We start from the raw sequence: 18,123 nt of genomic DNA on the forward strand, positions 1-18,123 counted from the left end.
CGCGGCCGCGCGCCCCAGGGCGTACGCCGGGCGGTGTTCGTGTGCCGTTGACGCGACGTCCAATTGATACGGCCTGAAACGACTCCAGCCCTGTGTGACATGCGACCGGAGCACTACCATCCGTGGGGTGACAGCGGGAAACGACACGGTTCTGGAACTGCTGCCCATGGTGTTCGCCGCCCCCAACGACGCCCTGGCACGGGCGGAGGGAGTGCTCCACACCGATCCCCCGCCCCTACACGCCTCGGTCGCCCACCAGGTGATCGGCATCTGGCAGCGGGACTGGGGCGACATGCGTCTCGCCCTGGACCATCTGCGGCGCGCCCGCGCGCTGGCGGCGCGCGCCGACTCCGCCGAGCGGGAGGCCGACGTCCTGGGCACGCTCGGCGTGGCCCTGGTGCACGCGGGCCGCACCCGGCAGGGCCTGGCGGCGTTCGAGCGGGGCATCGAGCGCGGCACCGGGCACACCCGCGCGCGCGTGCTGTACCGGCGGGCCTACTCCTGGTGGGTCCTGGGGCATCACCGCGAGGCCCTGGACGACCTGCGCCGGGCGATCACCGTGCTGCGACAGGCGGACGACGTCATCTGGACCGCGCGCGCCCTCACCCTGCGCGCCACCGTGCACCTGGCGCTCGGCGCGGTGGACCGGGCCGACGCCGACTTCACGGCGGCCGAGGCACTGTGGGACACCACCGGCCAGGAGCACGACAAGGCCGACGCGGTGGAGAGCCGGGGGCTGGCCGCGTTCCGCGCCGGGGACGTGCCGGCGGCGCTGCGGCTGCTGGACGAGGCCGAGGAGCGGTACGCCAAGCTCGGCACTCCCACCTTCATGCTCGACATCCGGCGCTGCGAGGTGCTGATGGCGGCCGGGCTGGCGCCCGAGGCACTCGCCGAGGCGGACGCGGCCATCACCGTCCTCGACGGGATCGGCGGGCAGTCCACCCGCAAGGCGGAACTGCTGCTGGCCGCGGCCAGGGCGGCCCGGCTGGCGGGCGATCCGGGAACGGCGACCGCGCGGGCGGCACTGGCCGTGCGGCTGTTCGCCGGGCAGCGGCGCACCTGGTGGGAGGCGCACGCCCAACTCGTGCTGACAGAGGCGCGGGTGGCGACCGGGCGGAGTTCGGGGCGGCTGGTCGCGGACGCGGTCCGGGTCGCCGAGCGGCTGTCCTCGTTCGGGGCGCCCGCCGCGCCGGAGGGCTGGCTGCTGGCCGGCCGGATCGCGCTGGACCTGCACTGGGCCGAGGACGCCGAACGCTATCTGGCGGTCGCCGCGCGCAGCCGGCGCAGCGGGCCGCCGCTGGCCCGGATGACGGGCTGGGCGGCGCAGGCGCTGTGGGCGCGGGCGACCGGTTCGGGTCGGGGAGTCCTGGAGGCCTGCCGGCGCGGTCTCGACGTCCTCGACGACCACCGCACCACCCTGGGCGCCTCCGAACTGCGCGCCCGTGCCACCGCGCAGGGTGCCGAACTCGCGGCGCTCGCCCAGCAGGTGAGTCTGGAGCGGGGCGGGCCGCGGCAGTTGCTGGTGTGGAGCGAACGCTGGCGGGCCACCGTCCTGTCGGCGCCGCCCACCCGGCCGCCCGCCGATCCGGCGCTGCTCAGCGGGCTGACCGCCTACCGCGAGATCGCCGCCCGCGCGGAGGGCGCGCGGATGGACGGCCGCCCGGTGCCGACGCTGGAGCGCGAACAGCGCCGGCTGGAGCGGGAGATCCGCTCCCGCACCCTGCACATCCGCGGGGAGTCCCCGGGGGACGGCGACCGCTTCGACGTGGGCCGGCTGCTGGAGCGGCTCGGCGACGGACGGCTGGTCGAGATCGCCGTACTGGACGGGCGGGTGCAGGTGCTGCTGTGCGGGGGCGGGCGGGTGCGGCGGTTCGCGGGCGGGCCGGTGGCCGAGGCGGAGCGCGAGGCCGAGCACGTACAGGCGGGGCTGCGGCGGCTGGCGCATCCCGGTGCGGACGCGCGGCTGCCGGTGGTGGAGGCGGCCGGCCGGCGACTGGAGGGGCTGCTGCTCGGCGAGGCCGCCGCGCGTCTGGGCTCCGGCCCGGTCGTCGTCGTCCCCCCGGCCCGGCTGCATCAGGTGCCGTGGGCGCTGCTGCCGTCGCTGCGGGAACGGGTGCTCAGCGTGTCGCCGTCGGCGAGCAGCTGGCTGCGGGCCCGGGAGACCCGGCCGACGGCGGGCGGACGGCACGTCCTGGTGCGCGGGCCTGGCCTGGCGACCGGGGGCGCCGAGGTGCCCGAGGTCGCGGGCCGGTACGGCAGGCCGACGGTGCTGGAACACGAGGACGCGCGCGTGCCGCGGGTGCTGGAGGAACTGGACGGGGCCGCGCTCGCGCACATCGCCGCCCACGGCACCTTCCGGGCCGACAGCCCGATGTTCTCGTCCCTGCGGATGGCCGACGGCCCGCTGATCGTGCACGACTTCGAGCGCCTCGCCCGCAGCCCGTACCGGATCATCCTCTCCAGCTGCGACACCGCCCGCCTCGCCTCGGTGGGCGCCGACGAACTCCTCGGCCTGGTCGCGGCGTTGCTGCCGCTGGGTACGGCCGGGGTGGTGGCGAGCAGCGCACCCGTCAACGACGAGGCGGTGGTCGCGCTGATGCTGGCCCTGCACAAGGGGGTCAGTGCCGGTCTGTCCCTGGCGGAGGCGCTGCGCGACGCCCGCGCCGCCCTGCCGGGGGACGCGCCGCACCAGGCGACGGGGTGGGCGTTCACCGCGTTCGGCGCCGCCTGAACTTCCGCCGCCCGGCGGGTCGGTCAGGCCGTCCGGCTGTCCGGCAGCTCCACGAGCCACGGCAGCGCCGTCCTGTCGCTCGCGCCGAGGCGGGTGTACGCGCCGTACAGGTGATTGCCGACCGTGCGCACGGACAGGGTCAGCCGCTCGGCGATCTGCCGGTTGCTGAGGCCGGCCGCCGCGAGGGTGACGATCTGACGCTGCCGGGTGGTGAGTTCGCCCAGCACCAGGCCCGCCAGCGCGGGGGTACGGGCGCCCTGGCAGCGGCGGGCCAGGGCGACGGCCCGCGTACGGGCGGTGCGGGCCGCGCGGGGGTCCCGGTGCAGTCGTGCGGCCTGGGCCTGCGCCTCGGCCGCCAGCAGGAGGAACCCGCGCTCCTCCAACTCCGCGGCGGCGGCGTCGAGTCCGGGCCCGTCCCCCCTGGCGAGGGCATCGGCATGCCGCGCGAAGACCCCGCCCTCGGGGGCGGCTTGCCGTACGGCGTCGTAGGGGATCAGCTGGTCCGGCGTTCCGGGCAGCGCCCCCTGCCCTCCCGTCCGGAGGGCTCCGCCCCCCGGACCCTCCGGCCCATGCCCACCCTCCCCCCCGCTCGGCTGCGCTCGCGCGGGGGGACCCCCGTCCCGACTCGGTGAGAGCGAAGGTGAACGTCCCGGTACCCCGCTCGGTGGGACTGACGGCGACGGTCCCGGCAACCCACCCCGTCCGGGGGTCCCCCCTCCGGGGGAGTTCGCGGACGAGGCCCGTTCAGGGCCGAAGGGGGGTCTGGGGGCGCAGCCCCCAAGGTCCGGTCGGGCAGGGGCGGCGGGGGCGGACTCACCCAACTGGGCCGCCGCGCAGCCCAGTTCGAACAGACACCCCTCATCCCCCGGCGCCCCCGCCAACCCCTCCCGCGCCCAGGCCACCGCCTCCCGCGACTCCCCCCGCAACCGGGCGAACCGGGCCCGCACAGCCGCGTACCCGGCCGGCACCACCTCCCCCTCCGCCTCCCCCACCAGCCACTCCCCCACCGGCGCAGCCCCGTCGCGCACATCCGCCCCGTCGATCCGCCGCGCCAGCTCCCCCGCCTCCGCCTCCAGCGCCGCTCCCCACGCCCCCCGGTCCCCCGCCAGCCGGCGAGCCCGCAACCGCCCCGTGACCGCCCGCAAGAGCGGACCGTGCAGCGGATGCGCGAGCCGAACCGTCGCGTCGTCCTCGCCGTCGGCACGCACCAGAGCGTCCACCTCGAGCCGCTCGAGCACCCCCGGATCCAGCCCCTCCACCCCCAGCGGCAACGGCTCCGCGAAGGCGAGCCGGTCGAGGATCTCCCGTTCCTCGGGGCAGGACCGGCCGAGGACGGCGGCGGCCCGCTCACGCAGGGCGGGCGTCACCGGCACCGGCCCGCGCCACCTCCACTCCTCACCCTCCGGGTCCCGGCGCAGCACCTCCCGATCCCGCAGAGCGTCCAGCAGGTCACGCAGCAGACCGAGGTCCCCCCGGGCCAGCCGTTGCAGCCGGTTGACGGTGAGCGGCTCCAGAGGGACCCCGGCGGCGGTGGCCAGCAACTCGGTGATGTCCTCGCGGGGCAGGGGCTCCAGGGCGAGGCGCGGCAGGAGGTCCCCCGAGCGGAGGCGGGCCACGGCTCCGGGCGCGGGTGCGCCGTCCGTGGCGAGGATCAGCAGCCGGGTGCGCCCGTGGACGGCCAGTTGATGGACGAGGGCGGCGGAGTCGTCGTCCAGCAGGTGGGCGTCGTCGACCAGCAAGAGCCGCACTCCGGCGAGCAGTTGGACCGCTCGGTGGAGGGTGACGCCCTCGGGCAGGAGATGGGCGAACGCGGCGAAGGCCGTGCGACGGGTCTCGGGCGTTCCGGCGACCCGCACGCGGTCCGTCCCGCGCACCGCCTCCGCGGCCAGCCGGCTACGGCCGCAGCCGGGCGGGCCGGTCACCACGATGCCGCCCCGGCCGGCTCCGGACGAGCGGCGGAGAAGCTCCAGTTCCCCGTCCCGGCCGGTGAACGGCCACGGCGGCGACGGGAGCGGCCGCAGGGTCCTTGCGTCACGTACGGAAGTCGTCACATCTACAGGAGTCCGCATACTCATGCCTGATACAGGGCGACTTGAGTAGCCCCCGACTCAGGCCCCGGATGGCGTTGCGGGGCAACCTGGAGCCCATGACCGCCCGTTACTGCTCGCTCGCGCAGCAGCCGGCCCTCGCGTTCGCTCCGGGGCTGGCCGCCGAGCGGCTCGGCGCGCTCATGAGCGGACGCCGGATGTGGGTCAACGGCACCGTGCTGCACTACTGCTTCCTCGGCGGCGAGACCGACGGGTCGGTCATCCCGGTGCCGGGCTCCGGGGGGACCCGGTGGGTGTCGTGGGCCGGGGACAAGATTCAGCAGGACGTGGTGCGCGATGCGTTCCGCGAGTGGCGGGATCTCGGCATCGGGGTGTCGTTCGTCGAGGTCGACGACCGGTCGGAGGCCGAGCTGCGCATCGGGTTCCAGCAGGGCGACGGCTCCTGGTCGGCGGTGGGCCGGGACGCGCTGCGGGCCGGTCTGAACGAGCGCACCATGAACTTCGGCTGGGATCTGACCGCGCCCGGGGAGCGCGCGACGGCCCTGCACGAGATCGGGCACGCCCTCGGTATGCAGCACGAGCACCAGAGTCCGTTCGCCGGCATCCACTGGGACGACGAGGCCGTGTACGCCGATCTGGCGGGCCCGCCGAACTTCTGGAGCCGGGACCGCACGTTCTTCAACATCCTGCGCAAGCTGGACCCGGCGGAGGTCAACGGCTCGGTGTGGGACCCGCAGTCCGTGATGGAGTATCCGTTCTCGGCGGGGCTGATCCTGGAGCCGGAGCAGTTCCGCGGGGGTGTGCATCCGCCCGGTGCGCTGTCGCCGCTGGACAAGGAGTTCGTGCTCCGCTGGTATCCGCCGCCGGGTGCGCCGCGGCCGCCCGCCCTGGTGCCGTTCCGTTCGGTGCCGCTGTCGCTGGCGGCGGGCGAGCAGGCCGACTTCACCGTCGAGCCGCCGGAGACCCGCGAGTACGCCTTCGGCACCTTCGGGGACGGTGACTCGGTGGTCGTGGTCTTCGAGGAACGGGACGGGGAGCCCCGCTTCCTGGCCGGCCGGGACGACGGGGGCACTCCGCACAACGCCACGATCAGGGCCCGGCTCGTCAAGGGGCGCCGCTACTTCGTCCGGGTCCGGCTGTACTCCGGCTGGGGTGCGGGAGAGACCGCCGTCATGTGCTGGTGACGGCACGGGCCGGCGCCGTACGCGCACACAGACCACATTCCGGCGCCGGGGGAAAATGGCCGGCGTCCGTCACCTTCGGGGGAGGGAGACGGGCGCCGGCCGCTTCCGGCGCGGCCACGACGGTGGCCGGTCAACTCACCGCGGGGAACGTCACGAGGCCGCCCGGTGCGCCGCGCCCCTCTCGTCCGGGTGCGCGAGGCCGAGGTGGTCGCGCAGGGTGGAGCCCTCGTACTCCGTGCGGAAGACACCCTGTTCCTGGAGGAGCGGAACGACCTTGTCGGCGAACTCGTCGAGGCCGCCGGGGGTGATGTACGGGACGAGGATGAAGCCGTCGGAGGCGTCCGCCTGGACGTAGTCGTTGATGGTCCTGGCGACGGTGGCCGGGGAGCCGATGAAGTTCTGCCGGTTGCCCGTCTCGATGACCAGGTCGCGGATGGACCAGTTGTTCGCGGCGGCCAGCTCCCGCCACTCCCGGGCGACGGCCAGCGGGTCGCGGTACATGCGGACCTGGGCACGGCCGCGGGCGATGTGGTGCTCGCCGGGGTCGGGGTCGATGTCGGGGAGCGGGCCCTCGGGGTCGTAGCCGGACAGATCCCGGTTCCAGACGAACTCCAGGTGCTTGATCGCGGTGGCGCCGCTGACCTGCCGGCGGCGGACCTCGTGGGCGATCTCCTCGGCCTCGGCGTCGGTGTCGCCGAGGACGAAGCTGGCGGCGGGCAGGATGAGCAGCTGGTCGGAGCGGCGGCCGTACTTGGCGAGGCGGGACTTCACGTCCGTGTAGAAGGCCTGGCCGGTGTCGAGGGCGGCGTACCGGCTGAAGATGGCGTCGGCGCTCGACGCGGCGAACTCGCGGCCCTCGTCGGAGTCGCCGGCCTGGAAGATCACCGGGCGGCCCTGGGGGCTGCGCGGGACGTTGAAGCGGCCGTGGATGTCGAAGTGCCGGCCCTCGTGGACGAAGGCGCCGGCCTTGGCGTCGCCGAGGAAGGTGCCGGTGGCCTGGTCGGCGATGATCTCGTCGCCCCGCCAGGAGTCGAAGAGTTCGTTCGCCGTGGCGAGGAACTCCTCGGCGCGGGAGTAGCGCTCGTCCTGCGGGAGGAAGCCCCCGCGGCGGAAGTTCTCGCCGGTGAAGGCGTCCCAGGAGGTGACGACGTTCCACGCGGAGCGGCCGTCGGAGAGGTGGTCGAGGCTGGCGAACTGGCGGGCCACCTCGTAGGGCTCGTTGAAGGTCGAGTTGATGGTGCCGGTCAGGCCGATCCGGTCGGTGACGGCGGCGAGTGCGGCGAGGACGGTGAAGGTGTCGGGGCGGCCGACGACGTCCAGGTCGTAGATGCGGCCGCCCTGTTCGCGGAGCCGGAGTCCTTCGGCGAGGAACAGGAAGTCGAACTTGGCGCGTTCGGCGGTCTTGGCGAAGTGGGCGAAGGAGCTGAACTCGATGTGGCTGCCGGCGCGTGGGTCGCTCCACACGGTGGTGTTGTTGACGCCGGGGAAGTGGGCGGCGAGGTGGATCTGCTTCTGGGGCCTGCTCATGTCGGGGTGCCCTCCGGCTCAGGCGACGGGTGAGTAGCGGTTGGCGGGGCGGGGCAGGCCGAGCAGCCCGCGCAGGGTGTCGGCCTCGTAGGCGCGGCGGAAGGCTTCGCGGCGCTGGAGTTCGGGGACGAGACCGCGGGTGATCGCCGGCAGGTCGTGGCCCACCACGGCGGGGCGCAGCCGGAAGCCGGTCAGGCCGGTCTCTGCCAACTCCTGGAGCAGGTCGGCGAGTTGGGCCGGTGTACCGGTGAAGATCCGGGCGTCGCTGGTGTACTCCTGGCCGGCGAGGGTGTCGAGGCGGTCGCGGCGGGCGGCGGCCTCGGCCGGGTCGTCGTCGAGGAGGACCACCAGGTCGGCGAAGACGTGCAGCCGCTCCTCGGCACGGCCCGCCGCGTCCTGTTCGGCGCGGATCTCGGCGAGGATCGCGCGGGCCTGCCCGGTGTCGTGCGGGGTGGTGTAGCCGACGTCGGCGGCGCGGGCCACCAGGCGGTAGGGGACGGTGTCGTGCGCGAGGGCGGTGACCAGGGGCTGGCCCTGGGGCGGACGGGGGGTGATGGAGGGGCCCTTGACGCTGAAGTGGCGGCCCTCGAAGTCGATGTAGTGCAGCTTGTCGCGGTCGATGAAGCGGCCGGTGGTGACGTCGCGGATCTCCGCGTCGTCCTCCCAGCTGTCCCAGAGCCGGCGCACGACCTCGACGTGGTCGCCCGCCTCGTCGAAGAGGTCGGCCACCAGTTCCCGGGTGGCCGGGGCGTCGTAGGCCTCGATGCGGGCGATGGTGCGGCGGCCGAAGTGGGCGGCCTCGGTGGGGCGGGCGGTGATCTGGACGCGCAGGCCCGCCCGTCCGGAGCTGACGTGGTCGAGGGTGGCGACGGCCTTGGAGATGTGGAACGGCTCCGTATGGGTGGCCACCACGGTCGGGACCAGGCCTATGTGGCGGGACAACGGGGCGATCCGGGAGGCGATCAGGACCGCGTCGAGCCGGCCGCGGACCTGGTCGGTGCGCTCGTCCGGGTCCAGGAAGTGGGAGGACTGCGGGCCGAGGCCGTCCTCGATGGTGACGAAGTCGAGCAGGCCGCGCTCGGCCTCGGCCACCTGGTCGGCCCAGTAGCCGGCGGTGAACAGTTCACGGGGGCGGGCGACCGGCTCGCGCCAGGAGGCGGGGTGCCAGCCGGTGCCGTCGAGGGCGACGGCGAGATGCAAGGGGACAGCGGGAGTCGAGGACACGGAGGTGCCTTCCTGGAGGTCCGTACGAGAGCGCCGGGCCCGCCGGTGGTCAGCGGGCGCGGGGGCGGGGCAACGGGGTCAGGAGCAACAGAGGGCGCCGGCCACGCGCTGAAGGTCGATGTGCGGCCGGGAATGGAGATGGATCGAACGGAGCGGGTTCGGGGCGCCGGTACGCCGCGCTGCCGTCATGTCCCGCACGTCCGTCACCTCCGCCCCCCGCGATCGGCCGGCCGCCGTCCCCGGCGCCGCCTGGTACATCTCGTCGTGCATCACAACGCCGCGTCTTCGCGGGGTGTTCCCGGCGTGCGCACCGACACGATGGCGGAGCGGCGGCGCAGGGTGAGGCCGAGGGATTCGTAGAGCCGGATCGCCGGGGAGTTGTCGGCGGCGGCGTGCAGGAACGGGGTGTCGCCGCGGTCGCGGATGCCGGCGGCGACGGCGCGGATCAGGCGGGTGGCCAGGCCCCGGCCGCGGTGGCCCGGGGCGGTGCAGACGGCGCTGATCTCGGTCCAGCCGACCAGTCGCAGCCGTTCCCCGGCCATGGCGATCAGCCGGCCCTCGTGCCGGATGCCGAGGTAGCCGCCCATGGCGACGGTCCGCTCCAGGAACGGGCCGGGCCGGGTACGGGCGACCAGGTCCAGGATCTCGGGGACGTCGGCGGGACCGAGGCGCTCGGCCTCGGGGGCGGGCTCGCCCTGGAAGGCGTCGGTGGCGACGAGTTGGACGCCCTCGCCTCTGCCGAGGACCTCCCAGCCGTCGGGTACGTCGTCGACGGGCTTGACGCGTACGGCCGTCGCGGGTCCGGCGAGGGTGTGCAGGTCGGCCCAGGCCGCCGGGTCCGCCGGATCGGCGCGCGCGGCGAAGGCGTAGACGTCCGCGGGGTAGCGGGCGGCGAGGCCGACGCGTTCGGCGAGATGGGCGTGCGGGCCGGTGAGGGCCGCCCAGACGGCGTTGTCGAGGGGGTGCGGGCGGGTGGTCGGGGCTCCGCCTCCGCGGAGGCGGGTCGGATGGTGGGTCACGGAGGCGAGGTCCCCTTCCGGTGTCTACGGGTGTACGGCGGCGTCCCTCTGACGCCGGATCAGGAGTCGGTCAGCGGCAGCCCCGGCGGGTTGACCTCGGACTTGGCGACGGCTTCGTTGGACAGGTTCCAGGCGGCGAGCCACTTGGCGTACTGGCCGTTGTCGATCAGGTGGTTGAGGGCGGCGGCCAGGGGCTCGGCGAGGCCGCTGTCCTTCTTGGCGGTCGCCGCGATCAGCCCCTGGAGGCTCTCCCCCGCACCGGAGAACTGCCCCGCGATACGCGTCTTGTCGGGCGTGCCGGCCGACTGGGTGACGTGGTAGGAGAGGCTCGGGCTCGGACCGAAGTAGGCGTCGATCTTGCCGCTGTTCAGAGCCAGATAGGTGCTGTTGCTGTCCTGGAAGTACTTGACGGTGAGCTTCTTGCCCTCGCTCTCCAGCTTCTTCTTCCACGCCAGCAGGATCCGCTCCTGGTTGGTGCCCGCGCCGACCGAGACGGTCTTGCCGGCCAGCACCTCGTAGTCGCCGTCGAACGTCCAGGTGCTCGACTCGGGCGCCTCCAGGGCCAGGTCGTCCTTGCGGTACGAGGCGAACTCGTACTTCCGCTTGCGCTCCTCGGTGACGGTGACGTTCGTGAGGGCGACGTCGACCTTTCCGCTGTCGATGCCGACGAAGAGGTTCTCCCAGGTGAACCGCTTGATCTCCGGCTTCAGGCCGAGCACCGCGGCGACCAGGCGGCCGAGGTCCGGCTCGGAGCCGGTGAGGGTCTTCTGGTCGCCGCCCACGTAACCCAGCGGTGGGGAGCCGGACGGCAGGGTGCCGCTGCCGATCACCAGCTTGCCGCTCTTGCGTATGGCCTCGGGCAGTCGGGCGCTGATCGACTTCACCTCGGACACCGTGAGGGTGGTCTCCTTCGCGGCGCCGTTGGAGACCCGGCCGACGGTCACGCTGCCCGAGGCGGCGGCGTCGGTCGTGGTGGCCGCGTCGCTGTCGCCACCGCAGGCGGCGAGTCCGGTGGCCAGGGTGGCGACGGCGGTCGCCGCGGTGATGCCGCGTATCAGGCTGCGTCGGGTGAAGTGGGTGGGCATGGCCGTCCTTCGTGGCTTGTGGCTGGTGGCTGGGACGAGAGGGAAGAGAGGTGGTACGGCGCGGGGCTGTCAGAGGACCTTGCTGAGGAAGTCCCGGGTCCGTTCGTGCCGCGGGTTGTCCAGGACCTCGGCGGGCGGACCCTGTTCGACGATCTTTCCGCCGTCGATGAAGACGACCCGGTCGGCGACCTCGCGGGCGAAGCCGACCTCGTGGGTGACGATGACGAGGGTGGTGCCGCTGGTCGCCAGGTTCTTGATGACGGCGAGGACCTCGCCGACCAGTTCGGGGTCGAGGGCGGAGGTGGGCTCGTCGAAGAGGATGACGCCGGGGCGCAGGGCGAGGGCGCGGGCGATGGCGACGCGCTGCTGCTGGCCGCCGGACAACTGCCGGGGGTAGGCGGCGGCCTTGTCGGCGAGGCCGACGCGGTCGAGGAGTTCGCGGGCCAGTTCCTGGGCGGCGGGCCTGTTGAGCCTGCCGGTGGCCACGGGGGCGGCGGCGACGTTGTCGAGCACGGTCAGGTGCGGGAAGAGGTTGAAGTTCTGGAAGACGAACCCGATGCGGCCGCGCTGGGCCCGGATGGCCCGTTCGCTCAGCTCGCGCAGCCGGTCGCCGTGCCGGCGGACGCCGATCGGCTCGCCGTTGACGCTGACGTGGCCGATGTCGGGCTTCTCCAGGTGGTTGATGACCCGCAGCAGGGTGGACTTGCCGGAGCCGGACGGGCCGAGAATGACAGTGACCTCACCGGGGCGCACGGTCAGGTCGACCCCGTCCAGCACCCGGTGGGCGCCGTACCACTTGTGCACGCCGTGGACCTCCACGGCGGCGGGCCGCACCTCGGCGGGCACGACGGTCCCGGCTGCCTTCGTGGTCACGACGGTCTCGGTGGTCTCGGCGGTCATACGGCGGCCTCCCTGCGCGCACGCTCCCGCAGGTCCCGCAGGCCGGTGCGCAGCTTCTGCAACGGGGTCGGCGGCAGGGAGCGCGTGGCGCCCCGGGCGAAGTACCGCTCGACGTAGAACTGGACGACGGACACGAGGCTCGTGAGGATCAGGTACCAGACAGTGACCACCAGGAGCAGCGGCACAATGTCGCCGGGGTAGGTGGACCCCATCGACTGGGCGGTGCCGAACAGGTCGAGCAGCGACACGTAGAAGACCAGCGAGGTGCTCTTGATCAGGCCGATCAGCTGGTTGACGTAGTTGGGGGTGATGGACCGCAGGGCCTGCGGGAAGACGATCCGCCGGAACTGGTAGCCCTTGGGCAGGCCGAGCGCGGACGCCGCCTCGTGCTGGCCCTGGTCGACGGAGAGGATGCCGCCGCGGACGACCTCCGCGGCGTACGCGGCCTCGTTGAGGCTGAGGCCGATCACGGCGATCGCCATGTCGGTGGCGAGCCGGGACTCGTCGAAGGTGAAGAAGGCGGGCCCGAAGGGGACGCCGACGCTCAACGTCTTGTACAGGGCGCTGAAGTTGTAGAGGAACAGCAGCACGACGATCAGCGGGACGGAGCGCAGCGCCCAGACGTAGGTCCAGCTCGCGGCGCGCAGCACCGGGCTCCTGGAGAGCCGGGCCAGGGCGAGCAGGATGCCGCCGAGCAGGCCCAGCACCGCGCTCCAGGCGGTCACTTCCAGGGTGATCAGCAGCCCGTCGAGGATCGTCGGCCGCAGGAACCAGTAGCCGAAGCGGTCCCACTGGTAGAAGGGGTTGGTCACCAGGCCGTGCACGAACTGGGCGGCCAGGACCAGTACGACCGCGGTGGCGATCCACCGTCCGGGCCGGCGCAGCGGCTGGACGCGCTGCGCGGTGAGTTTCTGCGGCGGCGGGGGGTCGGCGGGTGGCGCCTCGGCGAGGGTCGTGGCGCCTGGGGGTTCACTCATGAGGGGCTCCGGCGGGAGTCGGGGCACCCCGGATCACGGCAGGCGTGGGTGGCTGCGGCGGCGCGGCAGGGCGGCGGGGACCGCGCCGTGACGGGCCGGCGCGCACGGCGCACGGATGCGTACGGGGAACCGGGGTGGGGCGGACAATGGCACACCGCTCGGGCGGTGTTCGTCAGGAACGCGGTGTCGGGGCGAAGGGTGTGAGGGGTTCAGCCCCGACAGCGGGCACGGCCCGGTGCGGTACACAGTGCGCTGCTCACGCGCAGGAGATCGACGGCGCGGTCGGCGACGAGGATGTCGAGGTACGGCCGTACGCAGCCCCGGGGGCGGCGGGCCGCCGTCCTGAGATCTGCGTACATGTCCGTCACCGTCTCTGTCCGGCCCCGTGGGGCCCTCGCGCTTACCGAAGCGTCCACGAAAACGTCATCCGGTCCGGTCGTCACCTGGGGCACCCCACCGCCGAGCGAGGGTTGCCGGTCAGCGAGCCAGGGCTTGTCGCTGACGCTCATGACCGTTCTGGGCCGTAAGTAAGACAGTTGCCCGAACGAATGTCAACGCCGTCCAGGTGGTGGACCGGGTCAGACCCGCCCGGCCTGCGTGTCTGTGCCTGTTCGGGGGGTCGAGTGGGTCGCCCAGTCCAGGATCTGGACGGCGGAGCCGGCGGCCTCCAGGCCCTGACAGCGGGCGTGGTGGCGGCGGTTGACGCCGTCGAGGTCGAGATGGGCGCCGAAGGCAGGGTGGGCGGCCAGCCGTCGGGCGTACGCCCACAGGGCGGGGTGTCCGGCGATGCGGCGTACGGCGTCCACGTCGAGGTGATGCCGGTGCACGGTGTCGAGCTGGACCAGCGCGGCCCACAACTCGACGTCGGCGGCCGTGATGCGATCGCCGATCAGGAAGGGCTGTGCGCCGAGCCCTTGGTCGAGGACGCCGAGCGTGCCGAGCAGCGTGTCGAGAGCCGCGGTGCGCCCGGACTCCTCGGCGCCGGCCGCTCCGGCACGCTGCGCGGCTTCCTCGATGCCCTGGGCGCACATCCGCTCGACGGCCTCGATCTCCGACTCCCTGCCGCACGGGTACAGCGAGGTCCGGCCGCCGCCGAAGTGCCGGGCGAGGTCGCGGGCGATGTCGGGGCCGTGGGTGGAGACGATCCGTCCGGACCAGTCGTCGCTGAGCACCGGCGCGAGGGCGGGTCCGGTGTAGTGGTGGGCGCTGGCCTCGTACAGGGGGCGCAGCGCGGAGTGGCCGCCGTCCGGACAGTCCGGGACGGCGGGCAGGAAGGTGACGGGACAGGCGCGGTCCAGGCCGAGCAGGCTGTGGGTGACGGCGATGCGCAGACCGTCGGGGTCGGCCGGTGACAGGTGGAGCCGGTAGCGGCGCGGCACGGCGTAGTGGCCGCTGCGGGCGTCGCGGCCGATGCGGCCCCGGAAGGCGGGGGCCGGGCGGGCGGACGGGTGGGCGGCGAGCGGTGTGGCGGACATGACTCTCCACGGGGGGGCGTGCGCGTGGACGGACGCGCGGCGGATGCGACGTCGGACGGGAGGGGCCGGACGGGAGGACGCGGCCAGGGTCCCGCGCGCCGGTGGGGTGGGAGCGGGGACACCGTCGAGAGGGCTCGGCGCAGGGAGGCGGGGCCGGTTCAGCCCTGGGGCATCGCGCTGCAGACGCGCAGCAGGTCGATGTGACGGCGGGAGGTGAGAAGGGGTGACGACCACGCCGTGCGGCTCACTCGGCGGGCGACCGTCTCACACCCCATGCGATTCCCTACCTGTTCACTAGGATTACCGGTCCGAGTGTCGATCCGCCCCCGGCCGCCGTCAAGAGGGCGTCCACCAGGTGAGTCAGGGGGTGCGGGTGCCGGGGTCCGGCAGCCGGTACACCGACACATGGGACCGCGACTCGGCGGTGAACTCGGAGCCGGTCCAGTCGGCGTGCCGGGACTCCGGCCGGAAGCCGGCCAGTTGGGCCATCAGGTCGAGTTCGGCGGGCCAGATGTAGCGGTGCGGGGTGCGGTCCAGCCGGGCCTGCCGGCCACTCTCGTCGAACCTGAAGTGGTGCGAGACGACGTGCTGGCGCAGGACGTCGTAGGTGTCCAGGCCGATGTAACCGGGTTCGGAGTGCCAGACGGTCGCCTCCTGCCCCGGAGGGAGACGGCGCAGGTCGGGCACCCACAGCTCGATGACGAACCGGCCGCCGGGTCCGAGGTGGCGGGCGGCGTTGTGGAAGCACGCGACCTGGTCGGCCTGGGTGAGCAGGTTGGCGATCGTGTTGTAGACGAGGTAGACGAGCGTGTACTCCCCCGGTGCGCGCGTCGTCGCCATGTCTCCGACGACCACCGGGATCGCCGTCTCGTCGGCCTTGGTGCGCAGTCGGTCGAGCATCGGGCGGGACAGCTCGACACCGGTGACGGGCACGCCCCGCGCGGCGAGTGGGACCGCCACGCGGCCGGTCCCGACGGCGAACTCCAATGCCTTTCCGCCGTCGGCGAGTTCGGCGAGCCGGTCGACGGTCGGCCCGAGTACCTCGGGCGCGAACATGCCGGTGCCGGGAGTGTCGTAGCGCTGGGCGATGTCGGCGTCCCAGATCTGCTGCTGATCCATGCGCCTCAACGATGGTCAGACGTCGGGGAGTTGTCCAACCATTTGTCGCCCCACGGGCCTCACGCGCGCCTCTTGCCGCTCTCCGCGAACTCCTCGGCGGCGGCGAGGTCGAAGTCCCCGTGGTCGCTGCCGAGTCCCTGGGCGACCAGAGCCGCCGCGGCGCAGCCCAGGACGGCGGCCTCCGCCGGTGCGCGCCCGAGGGCGACACCCCGCAGATAGCCGGCCGAGAACGCGTCGCCGCACCCGGTGGTGTCCACGACGTCGACCGCGAAGGCGGGGACCGTCTCGCTCCCGTCGGCGCTCACCACGAGGGCGCCGTCCCCGCCGCGGGTCACCGCGACCACGCCCACCCCGGCGCCGCGCAGTTTCCGTACGCCCGCCGCCAGGTCCGGCTCACCGGAGAAACCGAGCACCTGGTCCTCGTTGGGCAGCAGATGGTCGATGTGGGGCAGGGCCGCCTCGATCTGGTCGAAGCTGCCCAGCACACCGGGGGCGAGGAGGTCCACGGAGGTGACGGTGCCGTGCTCCTTGGCGTACGACAGGATGCGCGCGGCGACGTCGACGCCGATCAGTTCGGGGCCGCCGAGGTGCAGGTGGGTGGCGGCGGCGACGGCGTCCCAGGGCACGTCGTCGAGGCCGTAGGTGATGTTCGCGCCGAGCAGGTGCAGGGAGGGCCGGTCGCCGTTGGGGCGGATCGGCAGGACGCTCGCGGAGGTGGCGGTGCCGGTGCGGCGGACGAGGAACTCGGTGTCGACACCGGCCCGTCGGAGGAGCTGGACGAGCATGTCTCCGGTGGGGTCGGTGCCGATGGCGCCCGCGCTGCGGACCGACGCGCCCAGTCTGGCGAGGGTGAGTGCGGTGCCGCCGGCCGTCCCCGCGGCGGTCATCCTGATGTCCTCGACCAGGGTCGCGCCCTGCCCCTCGGGTATGGCCTCCACGGGCCGTACCAGCACGTCCAGGACGTGCACGCCCATCGTGACGACGTTCATCGGGGCGAGGCTCATCGGTTTCCCTCCTGCACGGGCGGTACGGGCCGGGTGGTGCCGTAGTCACGGGCCGACGCCGCCTCGATCACGGCGAGTTGCTGTCGTTCGTCGAGGACGCGGGGCCGTCCCATGGCGGCGGCGTGCTGGTAGACGCCGCAGGCCCATTCGAGCAGCAGGGCGTGCTCGACGGCCTGGTCGAGGGTCGGGGCGTGGGTGACCGCGCCGTGGTTCGCCATCAGGGCGGCGCCGCGTCCGTCCAGCGCGTCGAGCACCGAGGCGGCGAGTTCGGGGGTGCCGAAGGTGGCGTACGGCGCGACCCGGACCGTGCCGCCCAGGGCGAGCAACTGGTAGTGGACGCACGGAAGTTCGTCGAGAACGCAGGAAACGGCGGTGGCCATCGGGGCGTGGGTGTGGACGACCGCTGCGGTGCCGTAGCGGCGGTAGACGCCGAGGTGGAGTTCCAGTTCGGAGGTGGGCCGCAGGGTGCCGGCCACGACCTTGCCGTCCAGGTCGACGACGGTCACCTCGTCGGCGGTGATCCGGGCGAGGACCGCTCCGGTCGCCGTGACGGCGACCCGGTCGCCCGCGCGCGCACTCACGTTCCCTGCCGTGCCGATGAGGAGGCCTTCGGCTGCCAGGCGCCGGCAGGCGCCGGCGACGGCGGCCCGCTCCTGACCCAGCGCGGAGCTTGAGTCGGTCATGGCCGCGACGGTAGCGTAAACGTGAAACAAAGTCACCTTCATGTTCGGAGGCAGTTCTTGAGCCCGGCACACGCGGATCAGGGCGCCGTCCCGCTGCGCCGCACCCCCCGGCAGGCACGCAGCCGGGCCCGGCTGGCGCTGGTGCTCCGGGCTGCCGAACGCGTCCTGGTCGCGGAGGGGGTCGAGGCGCTCACGACGACCCGGGTGGCGGCCGAGGCGGAGGTCTCGGTCGGCTCGCTCTACCAGTACCTGCCCGACCGCGACGCGCTCATCGACGCTCTGGCGGCGGGGTACTTCGCGCGCATCGAGGCCGTCATGGACGACCTGGTGCGGGCTGCCGCGGCCGAGCGGTGGGGGGACCCCGTGGGCGCGCTGCTCGACGCGTTCGCCGGCATCTACCGCACCGAACACGGCTTCCGCGCCCTGTGGTTCGGCAGCGGGCTGACCGAGCGGACCCGGGCCGCCGACCGCGAGCACAAACGCCGGATGGCCGACGGCATCCGCCGCGTCCTGCTCGCCCTGGACATGGCGGAGGACGACGAGGCGCTGGCCCGCGCCGGCCACGCGGCGGTCCTGGCGGCGGACGCCCTGGCCCAGGAGGCGTTCCGACGGGACCCGGCGGGGGACGCGGCGCTGCTGGAGGAGGCGAAGGTGATGCTGCGGGGGTATCTGGGGGCGGTCGTGGCGCGGTACCCGTCACACGACGGCGGGAACTGAGTCCGGACACGGCGGAGGCCGCCTCCTCGTCCGAGGAGGCGGCCTCCGACCACCTCACGCTGGTCGGGACGACAGGATTTGAACCTGCGACCCCTTGACCCCCAGTCAAGTGCGCTACCAAGCTGCGCCACGTCCCGTCGCGTCCCGCGCCGGTGAACCGTGGGAACGCGCAGGTAAACCCTACCGTACGCGTACAGGTGCCACGGTCGCGGCCCTGCGGGCCCCCGCGCCGGACGGGCCGGCGGGGCGGCCGTCGCGGACCGGCGGGGAGGCGGAGGCGGCACCGGGGATGCACTGGGGAAGCACTGGGGCCCTTCCCGGTCACTCGGGCGCGACATGCAGATTTTCCCCGGGGGCCACATGCGGCCGGACCTTCCGACCCCCGTTTCGGACATGCGCTCCAAAGGAACCCATTTCCGTCGGTCGTGCG

The 18,123-nt window shown here is 73.7% G+C and carries 16 protein-coding genes, 1 tRNA gene and 1 riboswitch; of the genes, 3 read left to right on the forward strand and 14 right to left on the reverse strand.

Features of this window, described 5'->3' with window-relative positions:
* The first annotated feature begins 166 nt into the window (after positions 1-166).
* A complete protein-coding gene (locus ACFWJX_RS19665; protein WP_383245020.1) occupies positions 167-2,731 on the forward strand; it encodes a CHAT domain-containing protein in 2,565 nt (854 codons plus the stop codon).
* Between the two features lie 23 nt (positions 2,732-2,754).
* Here the strand turns inward: ACFWJX_RS19665 and ACFWJX_RS19670 are convergent, their stop codons facing one another.
* Positions 2,755-4,782 carry a LuxR C-terminal-related transcriptional regulator gene (locus ACFWJX_RS19670; protein WP_383244507.1) on the reverse strand — a complete coding sequence of 676 codons (2,028 nt, stop codon included), beginning with the start codon at positions 4,780-4,782 and terminating at the stop codon, positions 2,755-2,757.
* Positions 4,783-4,877: 95 nt separating this feature from the next.
* On the opposite strand from ACFWJX_RS19670, the gene ACFWJX_RS19675 reads away from it, so the two are divergent.
* Complete coding sequence (locus tag ACFWJX_RS19675; RefSeq protein WP_383244510.1) at positions 4,878-5,963, forward strand: M12 family metallopeptidase; 1,086 nt, start codon at positions 4,878-4,880, stop codon at positions 5,961-5,963.
* Positions 5,964-6,113: 150 nt separating this feature from the next.
* On the opposite strand, the gene ACFWJX_RS19680 is transcribed toward ACFWJX_RS19675, so the two are convergent.
* From ACFWJX_RS19680 to ACFWJX_RS19735, 12 genes are all read right to left on the reverse strand, one after another.
* Entirely contained in the window at positions 6,114-7,490 is a 1,377-nt protein-coding gene (locus ACFWJX_RS19680) for an NtaA/DmoA family FMN-dependent monooxygenase (RefSeq protein ID WP_383244512.1), read from the reverse strand.
* A gap of 18 nt (positions 7,491-7,508) precedes the next feature.
* The gene (locus ACFWJX_RS19685; protein ID WP_383244514.1) at positions 7,509-8,714 is read right to left on the reverse strand and encodes an LLM class flavin-dependent oxidoreductase; all 1,206 of its coding nucleotides are present in this window, start codon (positions 8,712-8,714) and stop codon (positions 7,509-7,511) included.
* 78 nt (positions 8,715-8,792) lie between these two features.
* The gene (locus ACFWJX_RS19690; protein ID WP_383244517.1) at positions 8,793-8,984 is read right to left on the reverse strand and encodes a putative leader peptide; all 192 of its coding nucleotides are present in this window, start codon (positions 8,982-8,984) and stop codon (positions 8,793-8,795) included.
* Positions 8,984-9,733, reverse strand: coding sequence for a GNAT family N-acetyltransferase (locus ACFWJX_RS19695; RefSeq protein WP_383244520.1), 750 nt, complete (start codon positions 9,731-9,733; stop codon positions 8,984-8,986). The genes ACFWJX_RS19690 and ACFWJX_RS19695 overlap by 1 nt, the downstream gene beginning before the upstream one ends.
* Positions 9,734-9,792: 59 nt before the next feature.
* Positions 9,793-10,818, reverse strand: coding sequence for an ABC transporter substrate-binding protein (locus ACFWJX_RS19700; protein ID WP_383244522.1), 1,026 nt, complete (start codon positions 10,816-10,818; stop codon positions 9,793-9,795).
* A gap of 69 nt (positions 10,819-10,887) precedes the next feature.
* A complete protein-coding gene (locus tag ACFWJX_RS19705; protein WP_383244525.1) occupies positions 10,888-11,718 on the reverse strand; it encodes an amino acid ABC transporter ATP-binding protein in 831 nt (276 codons plus the stop codon).
* Complete coding sequence (locus ACFWJX_RS19710) at positions 11,715-12,695, reverse strand: amino acid ABC transporter permease (RefSeq protein WP_383244528.1); 981 nt, start codon at positions 12,693-12,695, stop codon at positions 11,715-11,717. The genes ACFWJX_RS19705 and ACFWJX_RS19710 overlap by 4 nt, the downstream gene beginning before the upstream one ends.
* 209 nt (positions 12,696-12,904) lie before the next feature.
* Complete coding sequence (locus ACFWJX_RS19715; protein WP_158101583.1) at positions 12,905-13,054, reverse strand: hypothetical protein; 150 nt, start codon at positions 13,052-13,054, stop codon at positions 12,905-12,907.
* A 32-nt stretch (positions 13,055-13,086) separates the two neighbouring features.
* Positions 13,087-13,208: riboswitch (SAM riboswitch) on the reverse strand.
* A 65-nt stretch (positions 13,209-13,273) separates the two neighbouring features.
* On the reverse strand, positions 13,274-14,170 hold the full coding sequence (locus ACFWJX_RS19720) for a glutathione S-transferase C-terminal domain-containing protein (RefSeq protein WP_383244531.1): 897 nt from the start codon (positions 14,168-14,170) through the stop codon (positions 13,274-13,276).
* Between the two features lie 360 nt (positions 14,171-14,530).
* Complete coding sequence (locus ACFWJX_RS19725) at positions 14,531-15,289, reverse strand: class I SAM-dependent DNA methyltransferase (protein ID WP_383244534.1); 759 nt, start codon at positions 15,287-15,289, stop codon at positions 14,531-14,533.
* Between the two features lie 59 nt (positions 15,290-15,348).
* Positions 15,349-16,278: a carbohydrate kinase family protein gene (locus tag ACFWJX_RS19730; protein WP_383245023.1), complete on the reverse strand. Its 930-nt coding sequence runs from the start codon at positions 16,276-16,278 to the stop codon at positions 15,349-15,351.
* A gap of 11 nt (positions 16,279-16,289) precedes the next feature.
* Positions 16,290-16,976 (reverse strand): class II aldolase/adducin family protein, encoded by a 687-nt coding sequence (locus tag ACFWJX_RS19735; protein ID WP_383244536.1) that lies wholly within the window; start codon positions 16,974-16,976, stop codon positions 16,290-16,292.
* A gap of 57 nt (positions 16,977-17,033) precedes the next feature.
* On the opposite strand from ACFWJX_RS19735, the gene ACFWJX_RS19740 reads away from it, so the two are divergent.
* Positions 17,034-17,693 (forward strand): TetR family transcriptional regulator, encoded by a 660-nt coding sequence (locus ACFWJX_RS19740; RefSeq protein ID WP_383244539.1) that lies wholly within the window; start codon positions 17,034-17,036, stop codon positions 17,691-17,693.
* 60 nt (positions 17,694-17,753) lie between these two features.
* Here the strand turns inward: ACFWJX_RS19740 and ACFWJX_RS19745 are convergent.
* Positions 17,754-17,830 (reverse strand) — tRNA-Pro (locus tag ACFWJX_RS19745).
* Between the last annotated feature and the right edge of the window lie 293 nt (positions 17,831-18,123).

Origin of the sequence: Streptomyces sp. NPDC058335, assembly GCF_042723915.1 — a bacterium.
Classification (GTDB): domain Bacteria; phylum Actinomycetota; class Actinomycetes; order Streptomycetales; family Streptomycetaceae; genus Streptomyces.

Coding starts and splice junctions, on each gene's coding strand:
- ACFWJX_RS19715 (WP_158101583.1), bottom strand. CDS start 13,054: ATGTACGCAGATCTCAGGACGGCGGCCCGCCGCCCCCGGGGCTGCGTA.
- ACFWJX_RS19680 (WP_383244512.1), bottom strand. CDS start 7,490: ATGAGCAGGCCCCAGAAGCAGATCCACCTCGCCGCCCACTTCCCCGGC.
- ACFWJX_RS19730 (WP_383245023.1), bottom strand. CDS start 16,278: ATGAACGTCGTCACGATGGGCGTGCACGTCCTGGACGTGCTGGTACGG.
- ACFWJX_RS19700 (WP_383244522.1), bottom strand. CDS start 10,818: ATGCCCACCCACTTCACCCGACGCAGCCTGATACGCGGCATCACCGCG.
- ACFWJX_RS19690 (WP_383244517.1), bottom strand. CDS start 8,984: ATGCACGACGAGATGTACCAGGCGGCGCCGGGGACGGCGGCCGGCCGA.
- ACFWJX_RS19720 (WP_383244531.1), bottom strand. CDS start 14,170: ATGTCCGCCACACCGCTCGCCGCCCACCCGTCCGCCCGCCCGGCCCCC.
- ACFWJX_RS19705 (WP_383244525.1), bottom strand. CDS start 11,718: ATGACCGCCGAGACCACCGAGACCGTCGTGACCACGAAGGCAGCCGGG.
- ACFWJX_RS19710 (WP_383244528.1), bottom strand. CDS start 12,695: ATGAGTGAACCCCCAGGCGCCACGACCCTCGCCGAGGCGCCACCCGCC.
- ACFWJX_RS19725 (WP_383244534.1), bottom strand. CDS start 15,289: ATGGATCAGCAGCAGATCTGGGACGCCGACATCGCCCAGCGCTACGAC.
- ACFWJX_RS19735 (WP_383244536.1), bottom strand. CDS start 16,976: ATGACCGACTCAAGCTCCGCGCTGGGTCAGGAGCGGGCCGCCGTCGCC.
- ACFWJX_RS19675 (WP_383244510.1), top strand. CDS start 4,878: ATGACCGCCCGTTACTGCTCGCTCGCGCAGCAGCCGGCCCTCGCGTTC.
- ACFWJX_RS19665 (WP_383245020.1), top strand. CDS start 167: ATGGTGTTCGCCGCCCCCAACGACGCCCTGGCACGGGCGGAGGGAGTG.